At 64.8% G+C, this 22,133-nt stretch carries 19 protein-coding genes, 1 tRNA gene and 1 other RNA gene; 14 read left to right on the top strand and 7 right to left on the bottom strand.

Annotated features, from left to right (window positions below):
- Positions 1 to 133: 133 nt before the first annotated feature.
- The 4 genes from GBB18_RS03975 (at position 134) to GBB18_RS03960 (ending at position 3,181) form a co-directional block, all read left to right on the top strand.
- Positions 134 to 562 (top strand): DUF3052 domain-containing protein, encoded by a 429-nt coding sequence (locus GBB18_RS03975; RefSeq protein WP_370513260.1) that lies wholly within the window; start codon positions 134 to 136, stop codon positions 560 to 562.
- Between the two features lie 95 nt (positions 563 to 657).
- Positions 658 to 730: transfer RNA gene (locus GBB18_RS03970), tRNA-Val, on the top strand.
- Between the two features lie 469 nt (positions 731 to 1,199).
- Positions 1,200 to 2,135, top strand: a complete 936-nt coding sequence (locus GBB18_RS03965) for a GDSL-type esterase/lipase family protein (protein ID WP_151640828.1) — start codon at positions 1,200 to 1,202, stop codon at positions 2,133 to 2,135.
- A gap of 71 nt (positions 2,136 to 2,206) precedes the next feature.
- Positions 2,207 to 3,181: a CobD/CbiB family cobalamin biosynthesis protein gene (locus GBB18_RS03960; protein WP_151640827.1), complete on the top strand. Its 975-nt coding sequence runs from the start codon at positions 2,207 to 2,209 to the stop codon at positions 3,179 to 3,181.
- Here the strand turns inward: GBB18_RS03960 and GBB18_RS03955 are convergent.
- From GBB18_RS03955 to GBB18_RS03945, 3 genes are read right to left on the bottom strand one after another with little or no spacing between them, the layout of a single operon-like run.
- Positions 3,118 to 4,047 carry an SURF1 family protein gene (locus GBB18_RS03955; RefSeq protein ID WP_151640826.1) on the bottom strand — a complete coding sequence of 310 codons (930 nt, stop codon included), beginning with the start codon at positions 4,045 to 4,047 and terminating at the stop codon, positions 3,118 to 3,120. The genes GBB18_RS03960 and GBB18_RS03955 overlap by 64 nt on opposite strands.
- Positions 4,048 to 4,052: 5 nt before the next feature.
- Positions 4,053 to 4,541 (bottom strand): low molecular weight protein-tyrosine-phosphatase, encoded by a 489-nt coding sequence (locus GBB18_RS03950; RefSeq protein WP_151640825.1) that lies wholly within the window; start codon positions 4,539 to 4,541, stop codon positions 4,053 to 4,055.
- Positions 4,525 to 5,184: an HAD hydrolase-like protein gene (locus tag GBB18_RS03945; protein ID WP_151640824.1), complete on the bottom strand. Its 660-nt coding sequence runs from the start codon at positions 5,182 to 5,184 to the stop codon at positions 4,525 to 4,527. Before GBB18_RS03945 ends, GBB18_RS03950 begins: the two co-directional genes overlap by 17 nt.
- Before the next feature lie 50 nt (positions 5,185 to 5,234).
- Here GBB18_RS03945 and cobC point away from each other — a divergent pair, with 50 nt between their 5' ends.
- The 5 genes from cobC to rnpB all read left to right on the top strand — a co-directional run bounded on the left by cobC (position 5,235) and on the right by rnpB (position 9,855).
- A complete protein-coding gene (gene cobC / locus GBB18_RS03940; RefSeq protein WP_192795918.1) occupies positions 5,235 to 6,263 on the top strand; it encodes an Rv2231c family pyridoxal phosphate-dependent protein CobC in 1,029 nt (342 codons plus the stop codon).
- A gap of 48 nt (positions 6,264 to 6,311) precedes the next feature.
- A complete protein-coding gene (locus GBB18_RS03935; protein WP_151640822.1) occupies positions 6,312 to 7,451 on the top strand; it encodes a Nif3-like dinuclear metal center hexameric protein in 1,140 nt (379 codons plus the stop codon).
- A gap of 9 nt (positions 7,452 to 7,460) precedes the next feature.
- Entirely contained in the window at positions 7,461 to 8,177 is a 717-nt protein-coding gene (locus tag GBB18_RS03930) for a C4-type zinc ribbon domain-containing protein (RefSeq protein ID WP_151640821.1), read from the top strand.
- A 12-nt stretch (positions 8,178 to 8,189) separates the two neighbouring features.
- Positions 8,190 to 9,392, top strand: a complete 1,203-nt coding sequence (locus GBB18_RS03925; protein WP_151640820.1) for a bifunctional RNase H/acid phosphatase — start codon at positions 8,190 to 8,192, stop codon at positions 9,390 to 9,392.
- A gap of 16 nt (positions 9,393 to 9,408) precedes the next feature.
- Positions 9,409 to 9,855: RNase P RNA component class A (rnpB, locus tag GBB18_RS03920), an RNA gene on the top strand.
- 10 nt (positions 9,856 to 9,865) lie between these two features.
- Here rnpB and thiD read toward each other — a convergent pair.
- Positions 9,866 to 10,729, bottom strand: a complete 864-nt coding sequence (gene thiD, locus GBB18_RS03915; protein WP_151640819.1) for a bifunctional hydroxymethylpyrimidine kinase/phosphomethylpyrimidine kinase — start codon at positions 10,727 to 10,729, stop codon at positions 9,866 to 9,868.
- Positions 10,730 to 10,750: 21 nt separating this feature from the next.
- Entirely contained in the window at positions 10,751 to 12,040 is a 1,290-nt protein-coding gene (locus GBB18_RS03910; RefSeq protein ID WP_151640818.1) for a hypothetical protein, read from the bottom strand.
- A 142-nt stretch (positions 12,041 to 12,182) separates the two neighbouring features.
- On the opposite strand from GBB18_RS03910, the gene GBB18_RS03905 reads away from it, so the two are divergent.
- Positions 12,183 to 12,380, top strand: coding sequence for a hypothetical protein (locus tag GBB18_RS03905; RefSeq protein WP_151549241.1), 198 nt, complete (start codon positions 12,183 to 12,185; stop codon positions 12,378 to 12,380).
- Positions 12,381 to 12,397: 17 nt separating this feature from the next.
- On the opposite strand, the gene GBB18_RS03900 is transcribed toward GBB18_RS03905, so the two are convergent.
- Positions 12,398 to 13,990: a CYTH and CHAD domain-containing protein gene (locus GBB18_RS03900; protein WP_151640817.1), complete on the bottom strand. Its 1,593-nt coding sequence runs from the start codon at positions 13,988 to 13,990 to the stop codon at positions 12,398 to 12,400.
- Between the two features lie 130 nt (positions 13,991 to 14,120).
- Here GBB18_RS03900 and glnA point away from each other — a divergent pair, with 130 nt between their 5' ends.
- The 3 genes from glnA to GBB18_RS03885 are packed head-to-tail and all read left to right on the top strand — an operon-like array spanning position 14,121 to position 19,135.
- The gene (glnA, locus tag GBB18_RS03895; protein ID WP_151529205.1) at positions 14,121 to 15,461 is read left to right on the top strand and encodes a type I glutamate--ammonia ligase; all 1,341 of its coding nucleotides are present in this window, start codon (positions 14,121 to 14,123) and stop codon (positions 15,459 to 15,461) included.
- 39 nt (positions 15,462 to 15,500) lie between these two features.
- Positions 15,501 to 18,683 carry a bifunctional [glutamine synthetase] adenylyltransferase/[glutamine synthetase]-adenylyl-L-tyrosine phosphorylase gene (locus GBB18_RS03890; RefSeq protein WP_151640816.1) on the top strand — a complete coding sequence of 1,061 codons (3,183 nt, stop codon included), beginning with the start codon at positions 15,501 to 15,503 and terminating at the stop codon, positions 18,681 to 18,683.
- 44 nt (positions 18,684 to 18,727) lie between these two features.
- The gene (locus GBB18_RS03885; protein WP_151549238.1) at positions 18,728 to 19,135 is read left to right on the top strand and encodes a hypothetical protein; all 408 of its coding nucleotides are present in this window, start codon (positions 18,728 to 18,730) and stop codon (positions 19,133 to 19,135) included.
- Here the strand turns inward: GBB18_RS03885 and GBB18_RS03880 are convergent.
- Positions 19,132 to 20,412: a nitrate/nitrite transporter gene (locus GBB18_RS03880; RefSeq protein WP_225979143.1), complete on the bottom strand. Its 1,281-nt coding sequence runs from the start codon at positions 20,410 to 20,412 to the stop codon at positions 19,132 to 19,134. The genes GBB18_RS03885 and GBB18_RS03880 overlap by 4 nt on opposite strands.
- A gap of 124 nt (positions 20,413 to 20,536) precedes the next feature.
- Here GBB18_RS03880 and GBB18_RS03875 point away from each other — a divergent pair, with 124 nt between their 5' ends.
- The gene (locus GBB18_RS03875) at positions 20,537 to 21,799 is read left to right on the top strand and encodes a glutaminase (protein WP_151529208.1); all 1,263 of its coding nucleotides are present in this window, start codon (positions 20,537 to 20,539) and stop codon (positions 21,797 to 21,799) included.
- Positions 21,800 to 22,133 lie beyond the last annotated feature (334 nt).

Here is a 22,133-nt window from a genome sequence, read left to right as displayed (position 1 = left end):
GTGCGGCCCCGCGGTAGTGGTGGGACGTGTGGGGGAGGAAGGGCCTTTTTGAGTTTGGGATGAGATAAAAGGCTGCAAGGGCTGTAGTCTCTGAAGGGTGACCTCAACTAAAGCTCAGGAAGGAACCAACCCAGTGGGCGACGCCCCCGGCGCCGTAAACAACAGTGGAACAGGCTATGCCCAGCTGATGGATGTGAAGACCGGCGACATTATCCAAGAAATCGGCTGGGACGAGGATGCGGACAGCACGATCAGCGAGGCTCTCGAAGACGCCATCGGTGCCGAGCTCCTCCAAGAAGACACCGATGAACTCTGTGATGTCGTGCTGTTGTGGTGGCGCGAAGAGGACGGTGACTTGGTCGACGGCCTCGTGGATGCCATTCGCTCCCTCGCCGACAGCGGCGCAGTGTGGCTGCTGACCCCCGGCGCCGGCCATCCCGGCACCATCGAGCCGGGCGTGATCGCGGAATCTGCGCAGCTCGCCGGACTGGTACAAACCAAGGCGGAGCGCCTCGGCGATTGGCAGGGTTCCTGCCTCGTGCAGCGCGGCTATAAGCGCTAGGTTTCTTTTCTTATTCGCACAGCTAGAGGGCATTGTTTAAGGATTGCCCTCGAGCTGTGCTACTGTGTCCACACGGCTCACAATGGTGAGCGTGCGCGCCTTTAGCTCAGCTGGAAGAGCAGCTGGTTTACACCCAGCAGGTCGGCGGTTCGAGCCCGTCAGGGCGCACAGATTCACAGCCCCATCGCGGTATCGCGGTGGGGCTGTCTGCATGCTGGAGACTGGCACGCAGTTACGTATGTGACGGGTGTTGAAATTGGGAAGTATGAACCCAAACGGGTGTTGCAGAAAGTTTATTTTTGGCAGCTATAAAAAGGCTGTGTCACTGTCGCTGCGGTCACTAATAAAAGGTGCGATGCGCTGGGGGAATTGGCGCTGTGGGGCTGAGAAGAAAATAAGGGCGCGGCGGCCGTTCTGCTGCTCACCGCGCTAGATAACGGTTGTGTCACGATTATCTATGATCTATCCTCAACACGTGATTTAAAACCCTTTGTCCTGCGTACCCGACGGGTTCGCTGCGAGGGTATCAATATGACCGCCGTGCAGTCTCGGCCGTCCAGGTGAGTGCTATTCTCAGCTTCTGCTGAGGGTGTGTTCAGTACTGGTTGGGGCTGCATATTCTTAGGAAATGTGAGTTATGCGTCGTTTCTCCTCCTCCATCCTTAAGGCCACCGTCGCCGCTGTGACTGTGGCCACCATCGGCTTGGGCTCCGCCAATGTGGCCTCCGCCCAGCTGCCGCCGCTGCCGGAGGTGCCGCAGATCCCAGGTCTGCCTGCCGCCCCGGCTCTGCCGCCGGCACCGGGCCTGCCCTTCCAGCCGGTTCATTCGGGGGAGAAGGAGATGGTGACCTTCGGTGACTCCTTCACCGCTAACGCCGGTAAGGGCGGCCCGCGTGGCCTGGCTCCCGCGCAGAGCCCGCTGGTGCCGAACTGCGCCACCGATATGGATAACTGGCCCAAGACCGCTGCCCACGCTCTCGGCTACTCCCTCGCTGACTGGTCCTGCAATGGCACCGGCGGCGCCCCCGTCATTCAGCTGCGCGCCTACCTGGAGCTCGCCATCCAGCAGGGTTCCATTGGTCCGGGCACCAAGGAAGTCGCCATGATGTACGGCGGCCTCGATACCCTGCAGTGGGTCGATGCCGGCATGGACATGGCCAACATCCCCACCCCAGATTCCACTCTCTTCCGTGAGACCATGCGCGACACCGCTAACCGCATCCACCAAGTTGCTCCGAACGCTCGCGTGTCCTTGGTGTCCTACCCTGAGTTCGCCACCAACGATCAGGTCTGCCTCTACAACGAGCAGAACGTGCTGCACCCCGTCGCTACCCCGGGCGCTACCCAGGTGCAGGAGAAGTTCCGCGACTCGCTGCGTAATGCCGCTCACTTCGCTGGCATGAACTTCGTGGACATCTACCCCGAGAGCATCGGCCACGGCACCTGCGCTCCTCGCAATGAGGATCGCTGGGTTGCCGGCGTGGTGGATCCGGTGATCGGGCCGCTGCCGAACCACCCGACCGTCCAGGGCACCAAGGCTATGGGCCACATCGTGGCCAATAAGCTGCGCTAATACGCTCTGAGTGACTGCCACCGCCCCCACACCCGCGAGGTGCGGGGGCGGTTGTCGTAGGCTAGACGCTTATGATTCCTCCTACGCACGGCCGCGCCGGCGCCTGCGGCATTATCGCTGGTGTGACCGCCGATCGGGTCATCGGCGATCCGCAGCGCGGGCATCCCGTGGCGCTATTTGGCCGTTATGCGCTGTGGCTGGAGCGCCACCTCTATGCCGATTCGGTGGCCCGTGGCGCTCTCTATTGGGGCGCGGCCCTCGCCCCTGTGGTGCTAGCGACGCGCTTGGCGGCGACACGCGCCCCCGAGATCACCATGGCGGCGGTACTGTGGGCCAGCCTCGGCGGCACCACCCTCGAGCGTGTCGGAAGTAGCTTGGCCGATGCCCTGGAGGCCGGCGAGAGCGAGGCTGCCCGCGCTTGGATCCCTTGGCTCTGCTCTCGGGATCCCGAGTTGCTTGATCTGCCGGCCATGGCCCGCGCCGGCACCGAATCCCTGGCGGAGAATACCTCCGACGCTGCGGTAGTGCCGCTGGTGCTCGCCGCCACCGGCCGTCCCGAGCTGGTGGCCGCGCACCGCGCCATCAACACCCTCGACGCCATGGTGGGCTATCGCTCCGAGCGTTATCTCCGTTTCGGGCGCGTCGCCGCGGTGATCGATGATCTCGTTGCCTATATCCCCGCCCGTATCAATGGGGCGCTGCACGTGGCCTTGGCTGCCACCCGCGGCCGGGGCCGCGCCACGCTGCGTTTTTGGCGGGAGCAGTCCCCGCAGCATCCTAGCCCCAATGCTGGGGTGGTGGAGTCCACCGCCGCGGGGTATCTTGGGGTGCGCTTGGGTGGACCTACCGTCTATGCCTATGGCACAGAAAACCGGCCCCACTTGGGGGCCGGGAAGGCGCCGCAGGCCCAAGATCTGCGGGCAGCAGTGCAGCTGGCGCGGCGCACACAGGCGCTCGCGGCGCTAGGGGCGGTGCTGGTGGCTCAGAAGCGCTCTTCGTCCTGTTCCGCGCGTCGATGGAAGGCGCTATGGCGCTTCTCGCTATAGCGTGCCCGCTTCGGACTCGGCGCGGCCGGAGTATCGCTGAGATAGGGCTGTGGCTGAGAGAGCGGATCCAAGGCGGAGGTGTGCTCCGTTTCCTCCTCATCGCGGCGGCGCTCCCGCAGCTCAGCAAAGATGAAATAGCCCAGCGCGAGGGGCGCCATGATGCCAAAGGCAATCCACTGCAAACCATAGGAGAGATAGGGGCCGCTCTCCTTAGAAGGTAGCGGCTGAGCGGTGAGTACCCCCGGCTGATCCGCGGTGAGCTGCACAAAATCGCGGCCTAGTGGCAGGCCGGTGAGCTCCGCTAGCTGCTCAGTATTAATGCCCCACACCTGCTCATAGCCCTGATCCTGCATCGGCTCCTGGGCGGGAGTGGGCTCATTAACGCGCACATGGGTGGTGATGCTCACCTCGCCGCGGGGCGCAGGGGCGATGGGCGGCACCTCGGTGTTGCGGGCCGGCACATAGCCACGGTTAACCAGCACCACCTCGCCGGAATCCAGTTCGAAAGGAGTCAGCGCGTTGAAGGCTGGGCCGCCCCCGACGGGGCGCATGCGCAAGAGCACCTCGTGTTCGGGGAGATAGTGTCCGCGCAGCATCGCGCGATGCCACTCATCTGCCGGATCAATACGGCCGGTGGGGTCCACCAGCTCGCTATAGTCCACCGGCTGCACCGCAAAAGCAGCATCCAGCTGCTCATTGCGCTCATTGGTATCGGAGTTCTTGCCCAGCTGCCACGGCGCAAGCACCGCGATAGCAAGATAGGTGAAGGCCACCACAAGTACGGCGGCGATCACCCAGCCAGGATTGAGAAAAGCTTTGAGGCTCGCAGTACTGCGGTTGCTTTCGGCGCTGTTATGTCCAGACACGGTGCTTAGCTTAGCGAAGTCGCGTGGCGAACCCAGTCCACAATGCCTGGGGTGGCCGCCTCGATCTGCCTGCGGGTAATGCTAAAGCCCTCGCTGCCGCCATAATAGGGATCCTCCACGATGGCCTCCGGATCGGAGTCCGGATCAAAGGACCGCAATAAACGAATACGCTCCGCAGCGGCGCCCTGGGAGAGAAGGTCATCGACGTGTCCATCGTCGAGAGCGATCAGCAGGTCGGCGTCGATAAGCGCACTGGAGAGCTGTTGGGCGCGATGGGACTCGCCATCGTAGCCATGCGCGGCCAATTCGGCGCGGGCGCGACGATCCGCCTTTTGTCCGCTATGCCAGCCGCCGATGCCACAGGAGGAAATCTCGACGGCGTCTGCCATGCCCGCATCGTCAACTGCGGCGCGCACGATGACCTCGGCCATGGGGGAGCGGCAAATATTGCCGGTGCAGACGAACACGATGTGGGGCTTAGCTGAAGTAGTCACTGAGAATCCTTTCGGTGGCTGCAAAATCGGAGGCGGAGTGGGTGGCCGCCGCGTACTCGTTCGGACGCCCATATCCCCACTCGGCCGCGATGGAGTCGATCGACCGAGCGTTGGCCGCCTCGAAATCGTGGATGCGATCGCCCACCAGCACTACTGTGTCGCGCTGCGGATCGATCTCGAGGCAGTCCATGACATAGTCGAGCACCGCAATCTTAGTGCGGCGGGCGCCGTGCTCCTCGGCCGCCCCGAGGAAGGCGAGGTGCTCCATCATGTCGAAGTGCTCCAGGGTCTGGCGGGCAAAGCCTTCGCCCTTGCTCGAACAGGTGGACACAGTCAGCCCTGGGGTGGCGGCGGCGCGGCGCAGGAAATCGAGCGCGCCAGGGTAGGGCTGCGACATCGACCAGCCCGACTCGCCGAAATGGCGTAGATAGGAGTGCAGACCACGGCGCGTCGTCTGCTCATCCAGGCCGAGCCGGCCGAGGGTGTGCTCCATGGGCGGACCAGCGATAGTGGAGAGGAACTCCTCGCTGGGGTGGTCCACCCCCAGTTCGTCTAAGGCGAGCAGCAGGCTGTGGCGGATGCCGCGAAAAGAATCCACGAGGGTGCCATCGATATCGAGCAGCAGAAATGTCCCAGAACTCATGCTGTCCAGTCTGTCAGAAACCCCCACGCCATGCTTTAGGCTTGAGGTTTGTGTCCCTCTATGATTTACATTTCCACGGCGATGTGCCTGCGGCCACCGCGCAGCTCGACTTCGCGGTGAACGTCGCCGCCCGCACCCCAGAGTGGCTGCTCGCGCCGCTGCGCGCCGAGGTGGACAATCTGCGCGATTATCCGGACCACGGCATCGCCGCCCAGGCCCAAGAGGCGATCGCGGCGATGCACGGGGTACGGGCAGACAACGTGCTCCTGCTTAACGGCGCTGCGGAGGGCTTTGCGCTGCTCGGGCGGTGCGAGCCGCGCCATCCCGTGGTGCTGAGCCCCGGTTTCACCGAGCCCGCCGCCCAGCTGCTCGACCAAGGCTATGAGGTCGAGCTGTGTCCGACTGCCGCCGATTTCTCGCTCCCGGCGATTCCCGCGGCGGCCGACATGGTGGTGCTAGGCAATCCCACCAACCCCACCGGCCGGCTCTATAGCGCCGAGGAGATCGCCGAGCTGCGCGCCCCACAGCGCACTGTGGTGGTGGACGAGGCCTTCATGGACATCGCAGGCGAGCACGGGAGCGTGATCAACAAGGCCGCGGCGGGGGAGTATGTGGTGCTGCGCTCGCTCACCAAAACCTTCGCCCTAGCGGGGCTACGCTGTGGCTATGCGGTGGGTAGTCCAGAGATTCTCCAGCGCTGGGCGCGCTACCGTCCGCACTGGCCACTGAGCACGCTGCAGTATCGAGCCTTTCTCGCCGTGGCCGCACACGGCGAGGAGTTTCTCCGCCATGAGCGGCAGCGGCTGGCGGCGGCGAAACAACGCCAGTGCGCGCTGCTCGCCCCGCATGCGCGGATACACCTGCCCACCTCACCCGCGCCATTCATGCTTATCGAGCCGCGCTGCCCCCACCCCGAGCAGGTACGCCTAGCTCTCGCCCGCGCCGGGATTAGTGTGCGCCCCTGCCAGAGCTTCCCCGGACTAGATGAGCGCTATTGGCGGCTCGCGGTGCGCGATGAGGCCGCTGTGCGCACGCTTATCGACGCTTTCCTGCAGGCCTGCGCCACCACCACGGACTAGGCACGTACGCTGGGGTGGACGACACACCACAGCGAATGAGGAGAGTCCATGAGCTATACCGTGGCCGATATCCGCACCATCCTAGACCGCGCCTACCCGCCCTATCTGGCGGAATCCTGGGACAAGGTGGGCCTGATCTGCGGTGACCCGACAGCACCAGTGCGTTCTGTGGGCTTCGCTTTGGATGTCACCCTCGAGGTGGCCCAGCGCGCCGTGGAGCAGGGGGTGGACATGCTCATCGTGCACCACCCGCTGCTGCTGCGGGGTGTGAACTCGGTGGCCGCCGACACCCCCAAGGGGCAGGTGCTGCACACCCTTATCCGCGGCGGGGTGGCGCTTTTTGCGGCGCACACCAATGCCGATTCGGCGCGGCCTGGGGTGAACGATAAGCTCGCCGAGCTGGTCGGCATTCGCCCTGGCCGGCCCATCAAACCGATCGATCCCGCGGGGCTGGATAAGTGGGGCGTACAGGTGCCCGAGAGCCATCTGGAGCAGGTCAAGCAGGCGCTATTTAGTGCTGGTGCGGGCAAGATCGGGCACTATGCCAAGTGCGCCTATAGCTTCCCCGGTACCGGCCAATTTGAGCCCCAGGACGGCGCCGATCCCTATGACGGCGAGGTGGGCACCCTGCAGCACACCGCCGAGTGGCGGGTGGAATGCGTGGCCCCGCGCCGAGCCCGCCAGGCCATCCATGCCGCACTGCAGCAGGCCCATCCCTATGAGGAGGTGGCCTTCGATATCGTCGAGCTCGCCGGCATCACCGACCCCGAGCAGGCCTATGGGTTGGGGCGCATCGGACAGCTGCCCGAGCCGATGCGGCTCGCCGATTTTGTGCAGCAGGTGGCGAACGCCCTGCCCGAAACCGCCTGGGGGATTCGGGCCGCCGGCGACCCCGAGCAGCTCGTGCAGCGCGTGGCGGTCTCCTCGGGGGCGGGGGATAGCTTCCTCGATACGGTGCGCGGATTGGACGTGGATGTCTACGTCACCTCCGATCTGCGCCATCACCCCGTGGACGAGTATCTGCGCGCCGGTGGCCCCGCCGTGATCGATACCGCGCACTGGGCCAGCGAGTTCCCCTGGACCGCGCAGGTCAGTGAGCTGATCGCTACGGAAACGGGGCTAGACACTACAATCATCGACATCCGTACCGACCCGTGGACGATGTCCGCACACCCGCACCACCACTAGAGGAGAATCATGCGCCTAGCTGCGCACTTGCAGCCCATGCTCGCCGAATTAGCTCGCCGCGAACGCGTTGGAGCCGGCCCGCTGAAAAAAGAAGAGCAGGCCGAGCGCGAGGTGTTGGAGGCGTTGCTCGCCCAGCGCGCCGAGGAGCGCAATGCCCGCGCCGCCTCGCAGATGTCCACCGAGGATCAGCGGTGGGCGGTCAGCCGGATCGAGGCGGATATCCGCAAGCTACGGCGCCGCGAAAAGGCCAATGTGCAGGCCTTGGGGGCGTCGACGGATACCGCCACCCGCCGCGATCTCGAGCACGATCTCCGCTCCACCCGCCAGAAACTGAGCGAGCAGCAGAACCTCCTGCAGGAGGCAGAGCAGAGGGTGACTGCCGCCGAGATGAATACCATGGCCAGCGGCGCGGAATCCGATGAGTTGGATCGCAAGATCGAGGCCGCGGAGCGGGTGGTGGCCGCCGCCCAGCACGCCACCGAGGCCGCCGAGGCCTCTAATGCGGAGCGCATCACTGAGCTCCGCGCCGAGCTCCCCGAGGACGCGCTGCGGCTGCTCGCGGCGAGCGCCTCCGCCTTCGGCGCCGCATTCTTTAATGGGCGCACCTGTGGCGGGTGTTCCATTATCCTGCCGGTGGCGCAGGCATCCGCCATCATGTCCGCCCCCAGCGATAGCGTGCCCACCTGCCCAGAGTGTGGCACCTACTTGGTGCGTGAGCGCGGCTAGGAGGGAGCATCTGTGAAGCTGGTTATTGAATCCGATGGCGGCTCCCGCGGCAATCCCGGTATCGCTGGGGCCGGCACCGTGGTGTATAACGCCACCCGCAGCCGCGAGCTGGCCACCGTGGTGGAATACCTGGGCTCGGCGAGCAATAACGTGGCCGAATACCACGGCATGATTAACGGTCTGCGGGTCGCCCGCGACCTTGGCGCCTCCGAGGTGGAGGTGTACATGGACTCCAAGCTGGTGGTGCAGCAGATGTCTGGGGCGTGGAAGATCAAACACGCCGATATGCAGAAGCTGGCACTGGCGGCGCGCTCCTTGGCCCAGGAGATCGGGGAAGTGAGCTATCACTGGATTCCGCGGGCCAAGAATAAGCGGGCCGATGAGCTCTCTAATGAGGCCATGGACCTGCACGGCACCGGGGTGAAGCCGGGGCACATGGTGCTCGGTGGGGAGGATCGCCCGCAGCCACGGGCGGTACATCCGCTGCTCGCCACCGACGAGCCCGGCACCGTTCAGGAGCTGCCGCTCGACCCCGCCCCGAGCGCCCCCAGCACCGCGGCGCGCTGGACTGGGGCGACGAGCACGCCGACGCGGCTGATCCTGCTGCGCCACGGCCAAACCGAGATGTCCGCGCAGAAACTCTATGCCGGCCACTCTGATGCCCCGCTCACGGAGCTCGGCGAACAGCAGGTGCGGGCGGCTGCACAGCGCATTGCCGCGGGCCTCGACGGGGAGGGCTTCTATGGGGCGCAGCACATCGACGCCATCGTGGCCTCGCCTCTGAGCCGCGCCCAGCGCAGCGCCGAGATCCTCGCCGAGACGATCGAAGGCCCCGCTGTGGACACCGCCGAATGCCTGCACGAGATGGACTTTGGCGACTGGGATGGGCTGAGCTTCGCTGACGCCCACGCCCGCGATCCACAGCTGCACAGCACCTGGCTGAACGACCCCACCATGGCCGCCCCCGGTGGGGAATCCGTACTCGACGCCGATCATCGCGTGTGGGAAGGCGTGCAGCAGCTCATCGAGCGCCACCGCGAACGCACCCTTGCCCTCGTCGCCCATGTCACCCCCATCAAGGCGGTGCTGAGGCATGCCCTCGGCGCCGATGAGCGCTTCTTTCACCGGCTACACCTCGACCTCGCCTCCATCTCCGTGGTGGAGTTTTACGCCGATGGCCCAGTGAGTGTGCGCATTGTGAATCTCACCGGCTAAGCTAGCTTCTTGCGAATGAGTCGGCTGGGTAATCGCGGCGGGCGTAACTGCGCGGGAGCGTGTACGTCGCCTCGTCGAGGAAAGTCCGGACTCCACAGAGCACGGTGGTTGCTAACGGCAACCCAGGGCGACCTGCGGGAATAGTGCCACAGAAAGGAAACCGCCTCCCAGCTGTACTGGAAGATATGCACTGGCAGGTAAGGGTGAAAGGGTGTGTTAAGAGCGCACCAGCGCCCGCAGTGATGCGGGCGGCTAGGTAAACCCCACCGGGAGCAAGGCCGAAGGGCGCACCACTGGTGTGCCTGCACACGGACAGCCAAGTGAAAGGCTGAGGTTGCTCGACTTCTTGAGCCGTGTGGGTTGGCCGCGTGAGGCCCGTCAGCAATGGCGGGTCCAGATGGATGATTACCGCCCACGGCAGCAGCCGCGGGAACAGAATCCGGCTCATAGGCCGGCTCATTCGCCCCTCTTTTTTACTCGCCCAGCAGCCCGGCCTGCCGGTAGAGCTGGTGGAAGTGGTGCACCGGCCCATGGCCGTGGCCTACCTCCAGCTCATCGGCGTGCGCGATGGCCTCACGCAGCCACACGGTGGCCCAGTGCACAGCCTCGGATGCATGCTCGCCGGCGCCGAGCCGAGTCGCAATAGCCGAGGACAAGGAGCAGCCGGTGCCGTGGGTATTGCGGGTATCGATTCGCTCGACAGGGGTATGCCACTGGGCGCCATCGGGGGTGATCAGTGTGTTGCCGGCGTCCGCATCGGAGATATGGCCGCCCTTGCACACCACGGCGGTGTGCAGCGTGCGCGCGACCTCGGCGGCATAGGCGAGCGATTCCTCGCGATTCGTGCACTCCCCAGCGTGGAAAGGACCGCTGCCGTTCATGGCCTGGCGGAGCACCGCCAGCTCCCCAGCATTGGGAGTGATCAGATCGGCGCGAGGAAGCAGCTCAATGAGGGCATCGGCCGAGCGCTCATCGTGCAGCAGATCCCCCGAGGAGGCCTGCATCACGGGGTCGATCACCACCGGGATGTCGGCGTCGATACGCCCCAGAAAATCCGCCACCTCGCCGATGGTGTCGCGATCGCCAAGCATGCCGATCTTGATGGCGTCAATATCCACATCGCTGCGCACCGCCTCCAGCTGCTCGCGCAGGAAAGAGCGGGGCGGGGTAAAAATCTCGCGCACCCCGCGTGTGTTTTGCGATACCAAGGAGGTCACGACTGTCATCGCGAAACCACCGGCCGCGGAGATGGCCTTGATATCGGCTTGGATACCGGCGCCGCCGGTGGGATCCGTACCGGCGATGGACAGGACGCGAGGGATGGAGTCGAAGGTCATAGGCTCTCGTGTAGATGGGGGCTAGTGCATACAAGCGGTGGTTCCGGTGCCCAGCGCAACGACGACACACCCGTCCTCGCTGAGCTCCGCAATGGTGTGCTGGGCGCGGGACTGGGGGACAACGGCGAGTACCGCGGGCGAGACGCCCCACTCTAGGGGGCGAGCCGCCACGGCCCCGCGGGCGCGGCAGAGCTGCACCAGCGCGGTGAGGTGCTCATCGAGGGCGCTGCCCGTGGCACAGTGCGTCGCTAGTGCTGTTGCCGAGGCATTCAGCGCATCATAGGCCTGGGATTCGCGCCGGGAGCGCAAAAACATGGCGGTGTGCTGGGCGCGCTCATCTTCCGCCGCGAAAAACTCGGCCCACTCCTGTGCCTCGCGGGCGCTCGGCACATAGTCCGGCACGGGGGAATCGCTGTGGGAATGGTGAATATGCAGCGCCTGCACCCAGTCATGGATGCGCTCCGAGGCATCGGGGAGACTCCGCAGTGTCGTCACTCCGAAGGTGGAACACGCCGCAGCCATGCAGGCACGGCGGGTGGCGCTCGCCTCCGCAGGCGCGGGGCGCTGGCCCGGGGCATACACCCCGATCACCACGTGCGGCTGCCCGCCGTCCTGGCTGAGATTCGCGGCGGCCGTTACCGAGCCATCGGCGTGATCGAGCACCACCAGATGCGGCCTCGTGGATGCGCCGGTGCTACGCAGCGCCGCATGGTAGCGGGCGGGAAGCACCGGTTGCGGGGCCAGCGTGGCGGCATGATGCACCAAGGTGTCCACCACGCGGGTGCGCCCCGGCGCATCATCCTTGGCCGTGGACTCGCTGTGAATGAGCAGCGCCAGCGCCGCCTCGGTGGCCTCGAAGCGACCAAAGCCCACGACGGCAGGAATATCGGTGAAGACAGTGATCTCCAAGCCGGCGTGGCCGGAGGCGGCGGAGGGACGCCAGCCGAGGCTGGCAATGAGCGTCGATAAGCGCCATGCCCACGGATAAGCGGTGCGTAGCTCCGCGTGGGCAGCGGGCGGCTGATCCATGAGCTCGACCACCCGCGACCAGCCAATGGTCTCGCTGAACGTGGTGGTGGTGCCGTCCACATCGCGGGCGTGCACCTGCACCCGCACTACATCCTCTGCGACAGGGCTGGCGGCTACCGCGCTGCGATAGGTCGTGTGCGCAATGATCACGGTACCGCCGGTGTCATCGCCATATTCGCCAATGACCGGCACAGTCGCAGGGGCCGAGGCCACCGGAGCGGCGGTGGGGTGTAGCCGTGCCACCTCCGCTGCGTGATCAGGATGTGCGCTCGGCCACAACACCTTGGCCCCTCCTTAGGACTCCGCGGGAACATAACTTCTCACCCACTCTAGGACAGCGCGTTCCCACATGCGCCGACATGGGGGCGCTAAGACCCCTACAATAGGCATAATGCCCAATACACAAAGTTTTTAAGGAGCGTGCATGACTGAGAAAAAGTGGTACTACAACGTCTCCACCGGAGAAGTATCCACCGACAAGGTGGGATCGTGGGACGACCGCATGGGTCCCTATGCCACCGAAGAAGAGGCCCGCAACGCCTTCGAGATCGTGCACCAGCGCAACGAGGCCGCCGATGAGCGCGAGCGCGAGGACGACTGGAACGACGACGACTGGGGATAAGACCGCAGTCGTAGCGCTTATCGACGCCGCGCGCTCATCTTTGTATAGGCGGCGCGAATGGCGTCGAAAGACTCTTCATAGCCGCTGAGGGCCTGCAGCCCCAGCTGGCGTTCTTTTTGATAGAGCAACCCATAGGCGAAGGTATCCTCGCCCTTCGCGCGGGCGCGCAGCGCTAGCCGCACGATCATATCCCGCGAGGTGACGGTGTCCTGGAAGTCGCCGAGCACAGACTGCATGCGCTTACAGGCCTTCACCACCTTCTTCGTTTTCAAGGAGGTGGCCGCGCCGGCGGCATCCGCCGAATAGCGCAACTTCTTCGCCGCCTTGCGCATATCGTGCACCGCGTTTTCGCGGGTGTGCAGATCCAGCTCTTGGTTGGCCCACAGCGCCACCGCATTCTTATGGCGCTTCACCAAACGGCGGTAGGCGCCGTCGAGATGGCCGGCCAGCACCTGCTCCGGCTCGGGCGCTGCCGCAGCATTGGCGGCCTCATGCACGTCGGCGGCCAGCGGGGGATGGGCGAGCAGCTCGTCGAGATCCCGCAATAAGGTGAGATAGCGCTCGCTATCAAGCACCTTCACCACCCGGGCGTGGGCACGGCGATAATCGCGGTTGAGCCCCTGGAGCACGCGGGCGCGGGTGGTCTCATCGATCATGCCGCTGTCCTCGGCCTCAATCAGATGAACCATGCGCTCGGCCACCACCTCTGCATCGCGGGCCTGGCCGAGGATGCCGGCCAAGGCCTTGAGTTCCTGCTCAATATGGCTATAGGCCTCGCCCACGAGAATGCCCTCGAAGGTGCGCATGTGGCTGCGCAGCTCACGGGTGGCCACCCGCATCTGGTGGATCGAATCCCACTCATCGCGGCGCACCCGCGGATCCATCTCCACGATGCGATCGCGATTCTGCGCCAGCGCCGCCACCACGCCCGCCGCGGGGGACGAGGAGGGCAGCTCGGCCAGCTGTGGGGGAGTAGGGGCGGCAGTAATCGACTCGCCCAACGCTGCTACCAACTTGGAGGGGCTATCGGAGTCGCTGGCGCCGGCGGCGCGCACCACCTTGCTGGCCTTGCGCAAGAACTTCGCCCCGCGCTTGGTCTCTGCCGCCGGCCCGGCGAGCTCGATCTCCCACTCGCGCCAGCGCCGCGCCGTGCCCGTGGGCAGGAAAGAGCGGGCAGATACGTGATCATCGCAGAACTCAGCCAACGCTTCTCCCGCCGCATCCTCATACACCGTCTCGTGGCGTTCATTATCCACTCGGGCGATAGGCTCCAGGCTGTGGCCGCGGCTTAGGGCCCGCACCGTCGCCAGAATCTCCGCGGGGATGCGTTCCGGATCTGAGGGGTCACTATCGGCGTGAATCTCCAGCCGACCCTGCTCGCTGGGTAGCTTAATATGCCAGCCGTCATCCTTGCCGCCGGTACGGCGCCGCAGCGTCACTTTCGCCCGCGTCAACCGCAGATCGGGGGTGTCAAAATACACCGCCGATAAACGATGCACCACGGTCTCGCGCGCCGCCTCGCAGCCAGAGACATGCGTCAGATCCGGAACCGCGAGCTCCTCGGTGGCGGAGAACTTTATTTCAACCTCAAGATTCGTGGCAGTGCCCATGCCCAATATCTACCAGTTTTGCTCCGTGTTAGCTGCGTAAACACCACTCGGGGGTGTGCTGGGCCGCGGCCGTAGATTAGGGCGGGATACTGGACCAACTCGAGCGCCCAACTCAAGTAGGTTGGATTATATGAACAGCCAACAGGAATTCGTGCTCCGCGCCATTGAAGAACGAGACATCCGCTACGTGCGCCTCTGGTTTACCGACATCCTCGGCTACCTGAAGTCCGTGGCTATCGCCCCCGCAGAGCTCGAGATCGCGCTCGAAGACGGCATCGGTTTCGATGGCTCGGCCGTGGAGGGCTTTTCCCGTATCTCTGAATCGGACACCCTGGCCAAGCCCGATCCCTCCACCTTCCAGATGCTGCCGGATTCCTATGGCGAAGGGCTGGAAAACACCGCCCGCATGTTCTGCGACATCGTCATGCCCGATGGTCAGCCCTCCTGGGTGGATCCCCGCCAGGTGCTGCGACGCCAGACCGAAAGGCTGGCCGATGAAGGCTTCCGGGCGCTGCTGCACCCCGAGATTGAGTTCTACATGGTCCGCAGCCTCGATACTGATGGCAAAGAGCCCGTGCCCACCGATAACGGCGGCTACTTCGACCACGCCACCTACGACGATGCCCCGCGCTTCCGCCGCGACGCCATGGCCGCTCTCGAATCCATGGGCATCGCCGTGGAGTTCTCGCACCACGAGACCGCGCCGGGCCAGCAGGAGATTGATCTCCGTTATGCCGAGGCGCTGAATATGGCGGATAACATCATGACCTTCCGCTACCTGATTAAGGATGTGGCCGCCCACCACGGCGTGAAGGCCACCTTTATGCCGAAGCCCTTCCGGGATTTCGCCGGCTCGGCCATGCACACCCACATGTCGCTATTCGAGGGCGATACCAATGCCTTCCACGACTCCGATGACATGTACAACCTTTCGCGCACCGCGAAGCAGTTCATCGCCGGCATCCTCTACCACGCCCCGGAGATCTCCGCGGTCACCAACCAGTGGGTGAACTCCTATAAGCGCATCATGTTTGGCAACGAGGCCCCCACCGCGGCCACGTGGGGGGTATCGAATCGTTCCGCCATGGTGCGGGTGCCCACCTATCGGCCCACGAAGGTCTCCTCTCGGCGTATCGAGGTGCGCTCCCCGGACACCGGCTGCAATCCCTACCTGGCCTATTCGGTGCTGCTTGCCGCCGGTCTGCGCGGCATTAAAGAAAGCTATGAGCTGCCGGATCCGGCCGAGGACGACATCTCGCAGCTGACCCGCCGGGAGCGCCGCGCCCTCGGCTATCAGGACCTGCCGGCCAGCCTGGACCAGGCATTGCACATGATGGAGCAGTCCGAGTTCCTCGCCGAGGTATTGGGCGAGCACGTCTTCGAGTTTTTCCTGCGCAGCAAGTGGAGCGAGTGGCGGGACTATCAAAGCCAGATCAGCGCGTGGGAATTGCGCACCAATCTGCACTACTAAGATCGAGCATTCCACCGCCCGCAGTCGAGGATAAAGATCATGCGCACTAGTCTGCCCACCCCAGCCAGCTTGTCCCTCCAGCGCCCCACGGCCGCCGATGACCTCAAGGAGCTGGGGTGGTATAACGAGGAGTCCCTCGAGCTGCTGCGGCAGCTCTCCGGTGCCGCCGACCCGGATCTGGCGCTCAATACCCTCATTCGCTTGGTCGGCAACCTCGACGATGCGGAACGCGCCGAGTTTGATCGCAGCATGCGCGAGCACCGCGAGCTGCGGGTCCGACTCATCGCGCTCCTCGGCGGTTCCACCGCGCTCGGCGATCATCTGGTGGCCCATCCGGAGACGTGGCGCAGCCTCAAAGAGCCGATGCCCACCAAGGAGGAGATGCTGCGCCTCATGCTCGGCGCGGTGGATGCCCGTCCCGCCCGCTTTGCCGAGGATGTCTCCGCCCAGCCCGCGGCCGAGAACTGCTCCGAGGTGGGCATGTATGTGGCCTGCATGGCGGGCACTGAGGCCGAGCGGGCGCTGAAGGTGGCCTATCGCAGCATCATCATGCGCATTGCCGCCGCGGATCTCGCCGGCACCTATCCCGAGACCAGCCGCCGCTCCGGATTGGAGATGGTGGCGTTTAAGACGGTCTCGGCGCGGCTGTCTGATGCGGCCGATGCCGCGCTCACCGCTGGGCTCGCCGTGGCCGCCGCCGGGGTCTACGGCGAGGATCCCCTGGACTGCGCGCTCGGGGTGATCGCCATGGGCAAGTGCGGGGCGCGGGAACTGAACTATATCTCCGATGTTGATGTGATCTTCGTAGCCGAGCCGGCTACCCCGAAGGCCACCCGCCTGGCCAGCGAACTCATCCGCATCGGCGGCAAAGCCTTCTTCGAGGTCGATGCCGCCCTGCGCCCCGAGGGCAAGCGAGGGGCGCTGGTGCGCACCCTCGAATCACATGTGAGCTACTACAAGCGCTGGGCGGAAACCTGGGAATTTCAGGCGCTGCTCAAGGCCCGCCCTCTCACCGGCGATATGGAGCTGGGACGCCGCTATATTGAGGCGCTCGATCCCATGGTGTGGGAGGCCAGCCAGCGGGATAATTTTGTGGAGGGCGTGCAACACATGCGCTCTCGGGTGCTGAATAATGTGCCCTCCGATATGCAAGAGCGCGAGCTCAAACTCGGCCGCGGCGGGCTGCGCGATGTGGAATTTGCCGTGCAGCTGCTGCAGATGGTGCACGGCCGCGTGGACGAGACCCTGCGCACCAAGGCCACCGTGTCTGCACTCGAGGCGCTTATCGACGCCGGCTATGTGGGCCGTGAAGACGGCAAGGTGCTCATCGAGGACTATGAGTTTCTCCGCACCATCGAACACCGCTTGCAGTTGCAGCGCCTGCGGCGCACACATGCCCTGCCCAAGCCGGAGGACACCACCGCCCTGCGGTGGCTGGCGCGGTCTGCCGGGCTGCGCGGCGAGGGACGCGGCACCAGCGCGGAAACCCTGTTGAAGAAGCTCAAACGCGTCTCCATTCAGGTCCGTGGGCTGCACACGCGGCTGTTCTACCGCCCCTTGCTGGGCTCGGTGGCGGCGCTCGATTCGGGCACGCTCACCTTGAGTAAGGAATCCGCGAAGCTGCAGCTGGCTGCTTTGGGTTATCAATTCCCAGATCGGGCCTATGAGCATCTCACGGCGCTCGCCTCGGGCTCCTCCCGCAAGGCCAAGATCCAGGCGATGCTGCTGCCCACCCTGATGGAGTGGCTGGGCGATACCGCCAACCCGGACCAAGGCCTGCTCAACTATCGCAAGCTCTCGGATGCGGCCTATGACCGCACGTGGTTCTTGCGTACCCTGCGCGATGAGGGGATCGTGGGGCAGCGCCTGATGAAAGTGCTGGGGACCTCGCCCTATGCGGCGAATCTGGTGGTCTCCGCCCCCGAGGTGCTCAAGCTCTTTAGCGACTCCGCCAAGGGGCCGCGGCTTTTGGAGCAATCCCCGGAGACCATTGCCAAGTCACTGCGTGCGGCCGCGGCCCGGCACGATGATCCCGACCGGGCGATCACCGTGGCCCGCTCTCTGCGTCGAGTAGAGCTGGCGCGTATCGCCTCCGCGGATCTCCTCGGGCTTATCGACGTGCAGACGGTGTGTGCGAGCCTCTCGGAGATCTGGGATGCGGTGCTCGACGCCGCCCTCGCCGCCGAGATCCGCGGCTCCGTGCACAAGGGCGAGGTGGACAAACCCCTTGCCCGCATCGCGGTGATCGGTATGGGCCGATTGGGCGGTAAGGAGCTGGGATATGGCTCCGATGCCGATGTGATGTTTGTGGCCGAGCCCGTGGAGTCGGTGGGGGAGAATGAGGCGCTGATGTGGGCTAAGCGCATCGTCGATCGCATGCGCCGCCGGCTGAGCAAGCCCTCCAGCGATCCCTCCCTCGAGGTGGATTTGGGCCTGCGCCCTGAAGGGAAATCGGGGGCCGTGGCCCGCACCGTGGAAAGCTATCAGCGCTACTACTCCTCGTGGGGTGCGGTATGGGAGAAGCAGGCGCTGCTGCGGGCCACCGACATTGCCGGCGATAAGGAGCTGGGCGTGCAGTTCCTTGCCGCCATCGACGAGTTCCGCTATCCCCCTGAAGGCGTGGATGAGAAGACTGTGCGCGAGGTGCGCCGCATGAAGGCGCGCGTGGACAATGAGCGCTTGCCGCGCGGCGCGGATCGTAAAACCCACACCAAGCTGGGGCGGGGCGCGCTCACCGATATCGAGTGGACGGTGCAACTCGTGAGTATGCTCGAGGCGCACAAGCACCCAGCCCTGCACACCACCTCCACCTTGGAGGCGCTGGATGTGATGGAACATGAGGGCATCGTGGACGCGGAGAAGGTACAGATTCTGCGCTCCGCATGGCTGGCCGCCACCCGCGCCCGCAATGCGCTGGTGCTGGTGCGGGGCAAGCGCACCGATCAGCTGCCGCAGCCCGGGCCGCAGCTCGCGGAAACCGCGGCGGCCGCCGGCTGGAACCCCATGAATTACCAGGAATTTTTGGAGGACTATCTGAAAAAGACCCGCCGCGCCCGGCAGGTGGTGGACGAGGTGTTCTGGGGCGAGTCCACCATCAGTGATGAGATTGCCGATTCGGAGGGGATGGAGCACCGATTCGGACCCATGGGTTCTTTCTCCGGCGGCGGCCAGCAGCGGCCCCAGCAGATGCGGCGCATTCCCCGGGGGAGTGAGCGTTTCTAAATCGCTACACTGGGGTGCACGTAGTGCCTAGAAGGAGCAGTGCAATGAATATTTCGATGCGTATCGGGCTCGATATGGATAGCCCTACCGTCGCTGATCTCATCGAGTTCGCCGATACCCTCCGTACCCTCGGGGTCGATCCCGAGGAATATCTCGTGATCGATGAGGACACGCGCGAGATCTATGTGGAGCACAACGGCGTGCCCGGTGCTCCCTCCGCTGCCTCGGCCGCCGAGGATGTGGTGGACGCGGAGGAGGTGGAGGATGCCGAGCCCGCAGCGGCGACCCCGCCCACCGGAGATGAGGGCGAGGACAGGATCGAATTTCCGCGCGGTACGAGCTTCGACGCCGGCAAGGTCTATGACGCCGTGCGTCAAACCTTAGGCGACCAAGCGGTGCACAGCGTGGTGGATGCGCTGCTGCGGGGCCGTGGTGGCCCCAGCCCGCGCTAGCGGCGCTCGCGGCGGCGCGCCCACACCAAAGCACTGGCGCCCAGCGCCCACACGATGAGGGCGGCGAGCCCAGCGAAGCGGAAATCGCCCCACGTGTAGTGGGTGCTGTCCGCGGCGGCGACGTCGAGAAGCATGCCATAGCCTTGGGCGACGATCATGCCGGCGGTGAAGCCGCCCATGTTGGCCAAGCCCGTGCCCGTGGCGAGTACCTCGTGGGGCACGGCCTCGCGCACCTGGTCGAAGCCATAATTGGCCACCGGAGCAAGCGCACCCATCACCACATTGAGCACCACGATCCACGCCACCCCGCGCGGGGAGGAGCTGCAGAAAAATAGCGCCCACAGCGCTATCGTGATGCCCGAGCTCACCAGCGCCAGCATCCAGCGATTCGCCCCGAAGCGCGCCGAGATGAACCCGTGGAGCGGGCCGGCAAGAACCTGAACTACGGTATTGACCACCAGCACCCAGCCGGCGACGTGGGCGCTGATTCCCATGCCGAGGGTCATCAGCGGGATGCCCCAGGTGAGAGTGAAGACCACCTGTGGAAATAGGCCGATGCCGTGAATGAAGAAGCCCTGCCAGCAGGCCGGATGGGTGGCCACGATACGCAGGCGGGCCCGCAGCGGCTGGGTGGAACTCACCAGCCGGCGGGGCGGCTCCTGAATAGCCACCCAGGCCGCCAGCGCCACCAGCACGCCCGCCGCCGCCGCGGAAATGAAGGCCACTTCCCAGCCCGCGGCGTGGAGGATACCGAGAAACACCACCGCGGAAAGAAACTGGCCCACCTGTCCCAACGCGGCAGTCAGCTGCGTGAAAATGGGCGCCCGGTGCAAGGGAAACCACTGCGGAATGATGCGCATCACCGACAAAAATGCGGTGGCATCGCCCATCGCCACCAGCACCCGGGCGATGATGGCCACCGTAAAGCTCGTGCTCAGCGCGAGCACCAGCTGGCCGCCGGCCATGACGAGGGCGCCGGCGACGAGCAGGCGGCGGGCACCGAAACGATCAATCAGCACGCCGGTGGGAATCTGGGCGAGGGCATAGACCCCCATTTGCACCGCGGTGAACACGGCGAGCCCACTGGCGGAGGCGGAAAAACGCTCGAAGGCTTCGACGCTGGCTACGCCAAAGGAACCGCGGCCCATGATGGCCACGATGTAGACCACGACGGCGGCCAGCCACACCACGATCGCTTGGCGCTGGCTGACGGCAGCGGTGGGGTCGGTGGGGTCGGTGGCGCCAGCGGCGGACGCGGCATCAGAGGTGTTCATCATCCACCACGATAGTGCTGGGAAGAGCGCTGCTGGCAGGCGGGTCCTAGGCAGAGGCCGAGCGTTGGTAGTGTCGAGTTTGTCCGCCTGTGGCCCGCAGCGATAAGGAAGGCTTTGGAGCTGAAGTATGTCTACCCCGATTCACGATTACCTATCGCTCGCCCTCGAGTCCATCGACTATGACGCGGAAGGCACGGTCGCCGACTATATCCCCGTGCTGGCGCAGGCCGATCCGGAGCGCAAGGCCATCGGCCTGTGCACCTCGCATGGCCGCATCTACTGTGTCGGCGATGCCGAGCACGAATTCTCCATGCAGTCAGTCTCCAAGCCCTTCGCCTATGCCCTCGCCCTCGAAGAATGTGGGTTGCAGACCGTCTTAGAAACCGTGGGCGTGGAGCCTTCCGGCGAGGCGTTTAATGAACTGTCTTTGGATACGCCCACCAACCGCCCGGTTAATCCCATGATTAATGCGGGGGCGATCGCTATTAACCAGCTGATTAATGGCGTGGACTCCACCATTGAAGAACGCGTGGAGAAGATCCTTGCCCAATTCTCTCGGCTGGCCGGCCGCGAGCTCAGCGTGGACATGGCGGTGGCCTATTCGGAATTGGACAACTCGGATCGTAACTTCGCCATCGCGCACATGCTGCGCTCCTACGGCATCATCGGCGACGACGCCCATGACGCCGTGGTCTCCTATGTGTATCAGTGCTCCATCAACGTCACCGTGCGGGATCTCGCGGTCATGGCCGCCACCCTGTCCAATGGTGGGGTGCAGCCGCTCACCGGCGAGCAGGTCGTGAGCGAGGACGTGTGCCACCAAGCCTTGGCCGTGATGGCCTCGGCGGGCATGTATGACGCCGCCGGGCGATGGATGACCTCCGTGGGCATTCCCGCTAAATCGGGGGTTTCGGGCGGCATGATGGGCTGTCTGCCCGGGCAGCTGGGCATTGCCACCTTCTCCCCGCCGCTCGACGTCAATGGCAACTCGGTGCTGGGGCGCAAGGTATTCCAGCGGCTCTCCCGTGATTGGGGCCTGCACTTGATGTCCACCGACCGGCGTGGCGTGAACGCGGTGCGCGAGCTGGTCCAAGAGGGAGATATTTCCCTTCTCAAGCTGCAGGGAACGCTCAATTTCTCGGCCGGCGAGGCCTTATTGCACGCCATGCGCACCCGCGAGATTCGCGGCCCGATCTTCGCCGTGGACATCTCTCGCGTTATCTCTTTGGCACCGGTGGCCTTGCGCATGCTGCTCGAGGGGCTGCGGCGGCTGCGCGAGGAGGGCCACCGCGTGGTGATCATCGACCCCGATTCGCAGGTGGACCAATCCTCCCTCAGCGGGGATGAGTGCTTTGAAGTAGTCACCGATATCGGGTTGATTCGGTACTAGCGCCAGGCTGGCGCCGCCACAGCGGGGGTAGTGGCGGCCGCGCCGCGGCTCGCTCCGGAACTATCGCCCAATAGGGGGTAGAGCGGCGAAAAAAAGTGAAGAACTTTGCATAACTTACGTTGGGGAAGGGGGTGTATCGGGCGCGAAATGCGACATGGTTACCCCCATGCAGGTAGATTATTGATGCATCAAAGTATTTTTTAGTCCATTTTCTCCGTCACTTGCGGCATGGGTTGCGATGGTGGTGTGCCGCACCTTTGCAGACGTGCAAAGAAGTTTAGGCGAGGCTCATTTTTTTGCGGGGGTGCTGCGCTCGGATGAGAAAGGAAAGTTG

The organism is Corynebacterium sp. 11A (assembly GCF_008930935.1).
In the GTDB taxonomy this organism is placed as follows: Bacteria; Actinomycetota; Actinomycetes; order Mycobacteriales; family Mycobacteriaceae; genus Corynebacterium; species Corynebacterium megadyptis.
Note: the sequence above shows the minus strand (reverse complement) of the source record. Positions and strands in the feature narration are given on the sequence as shown.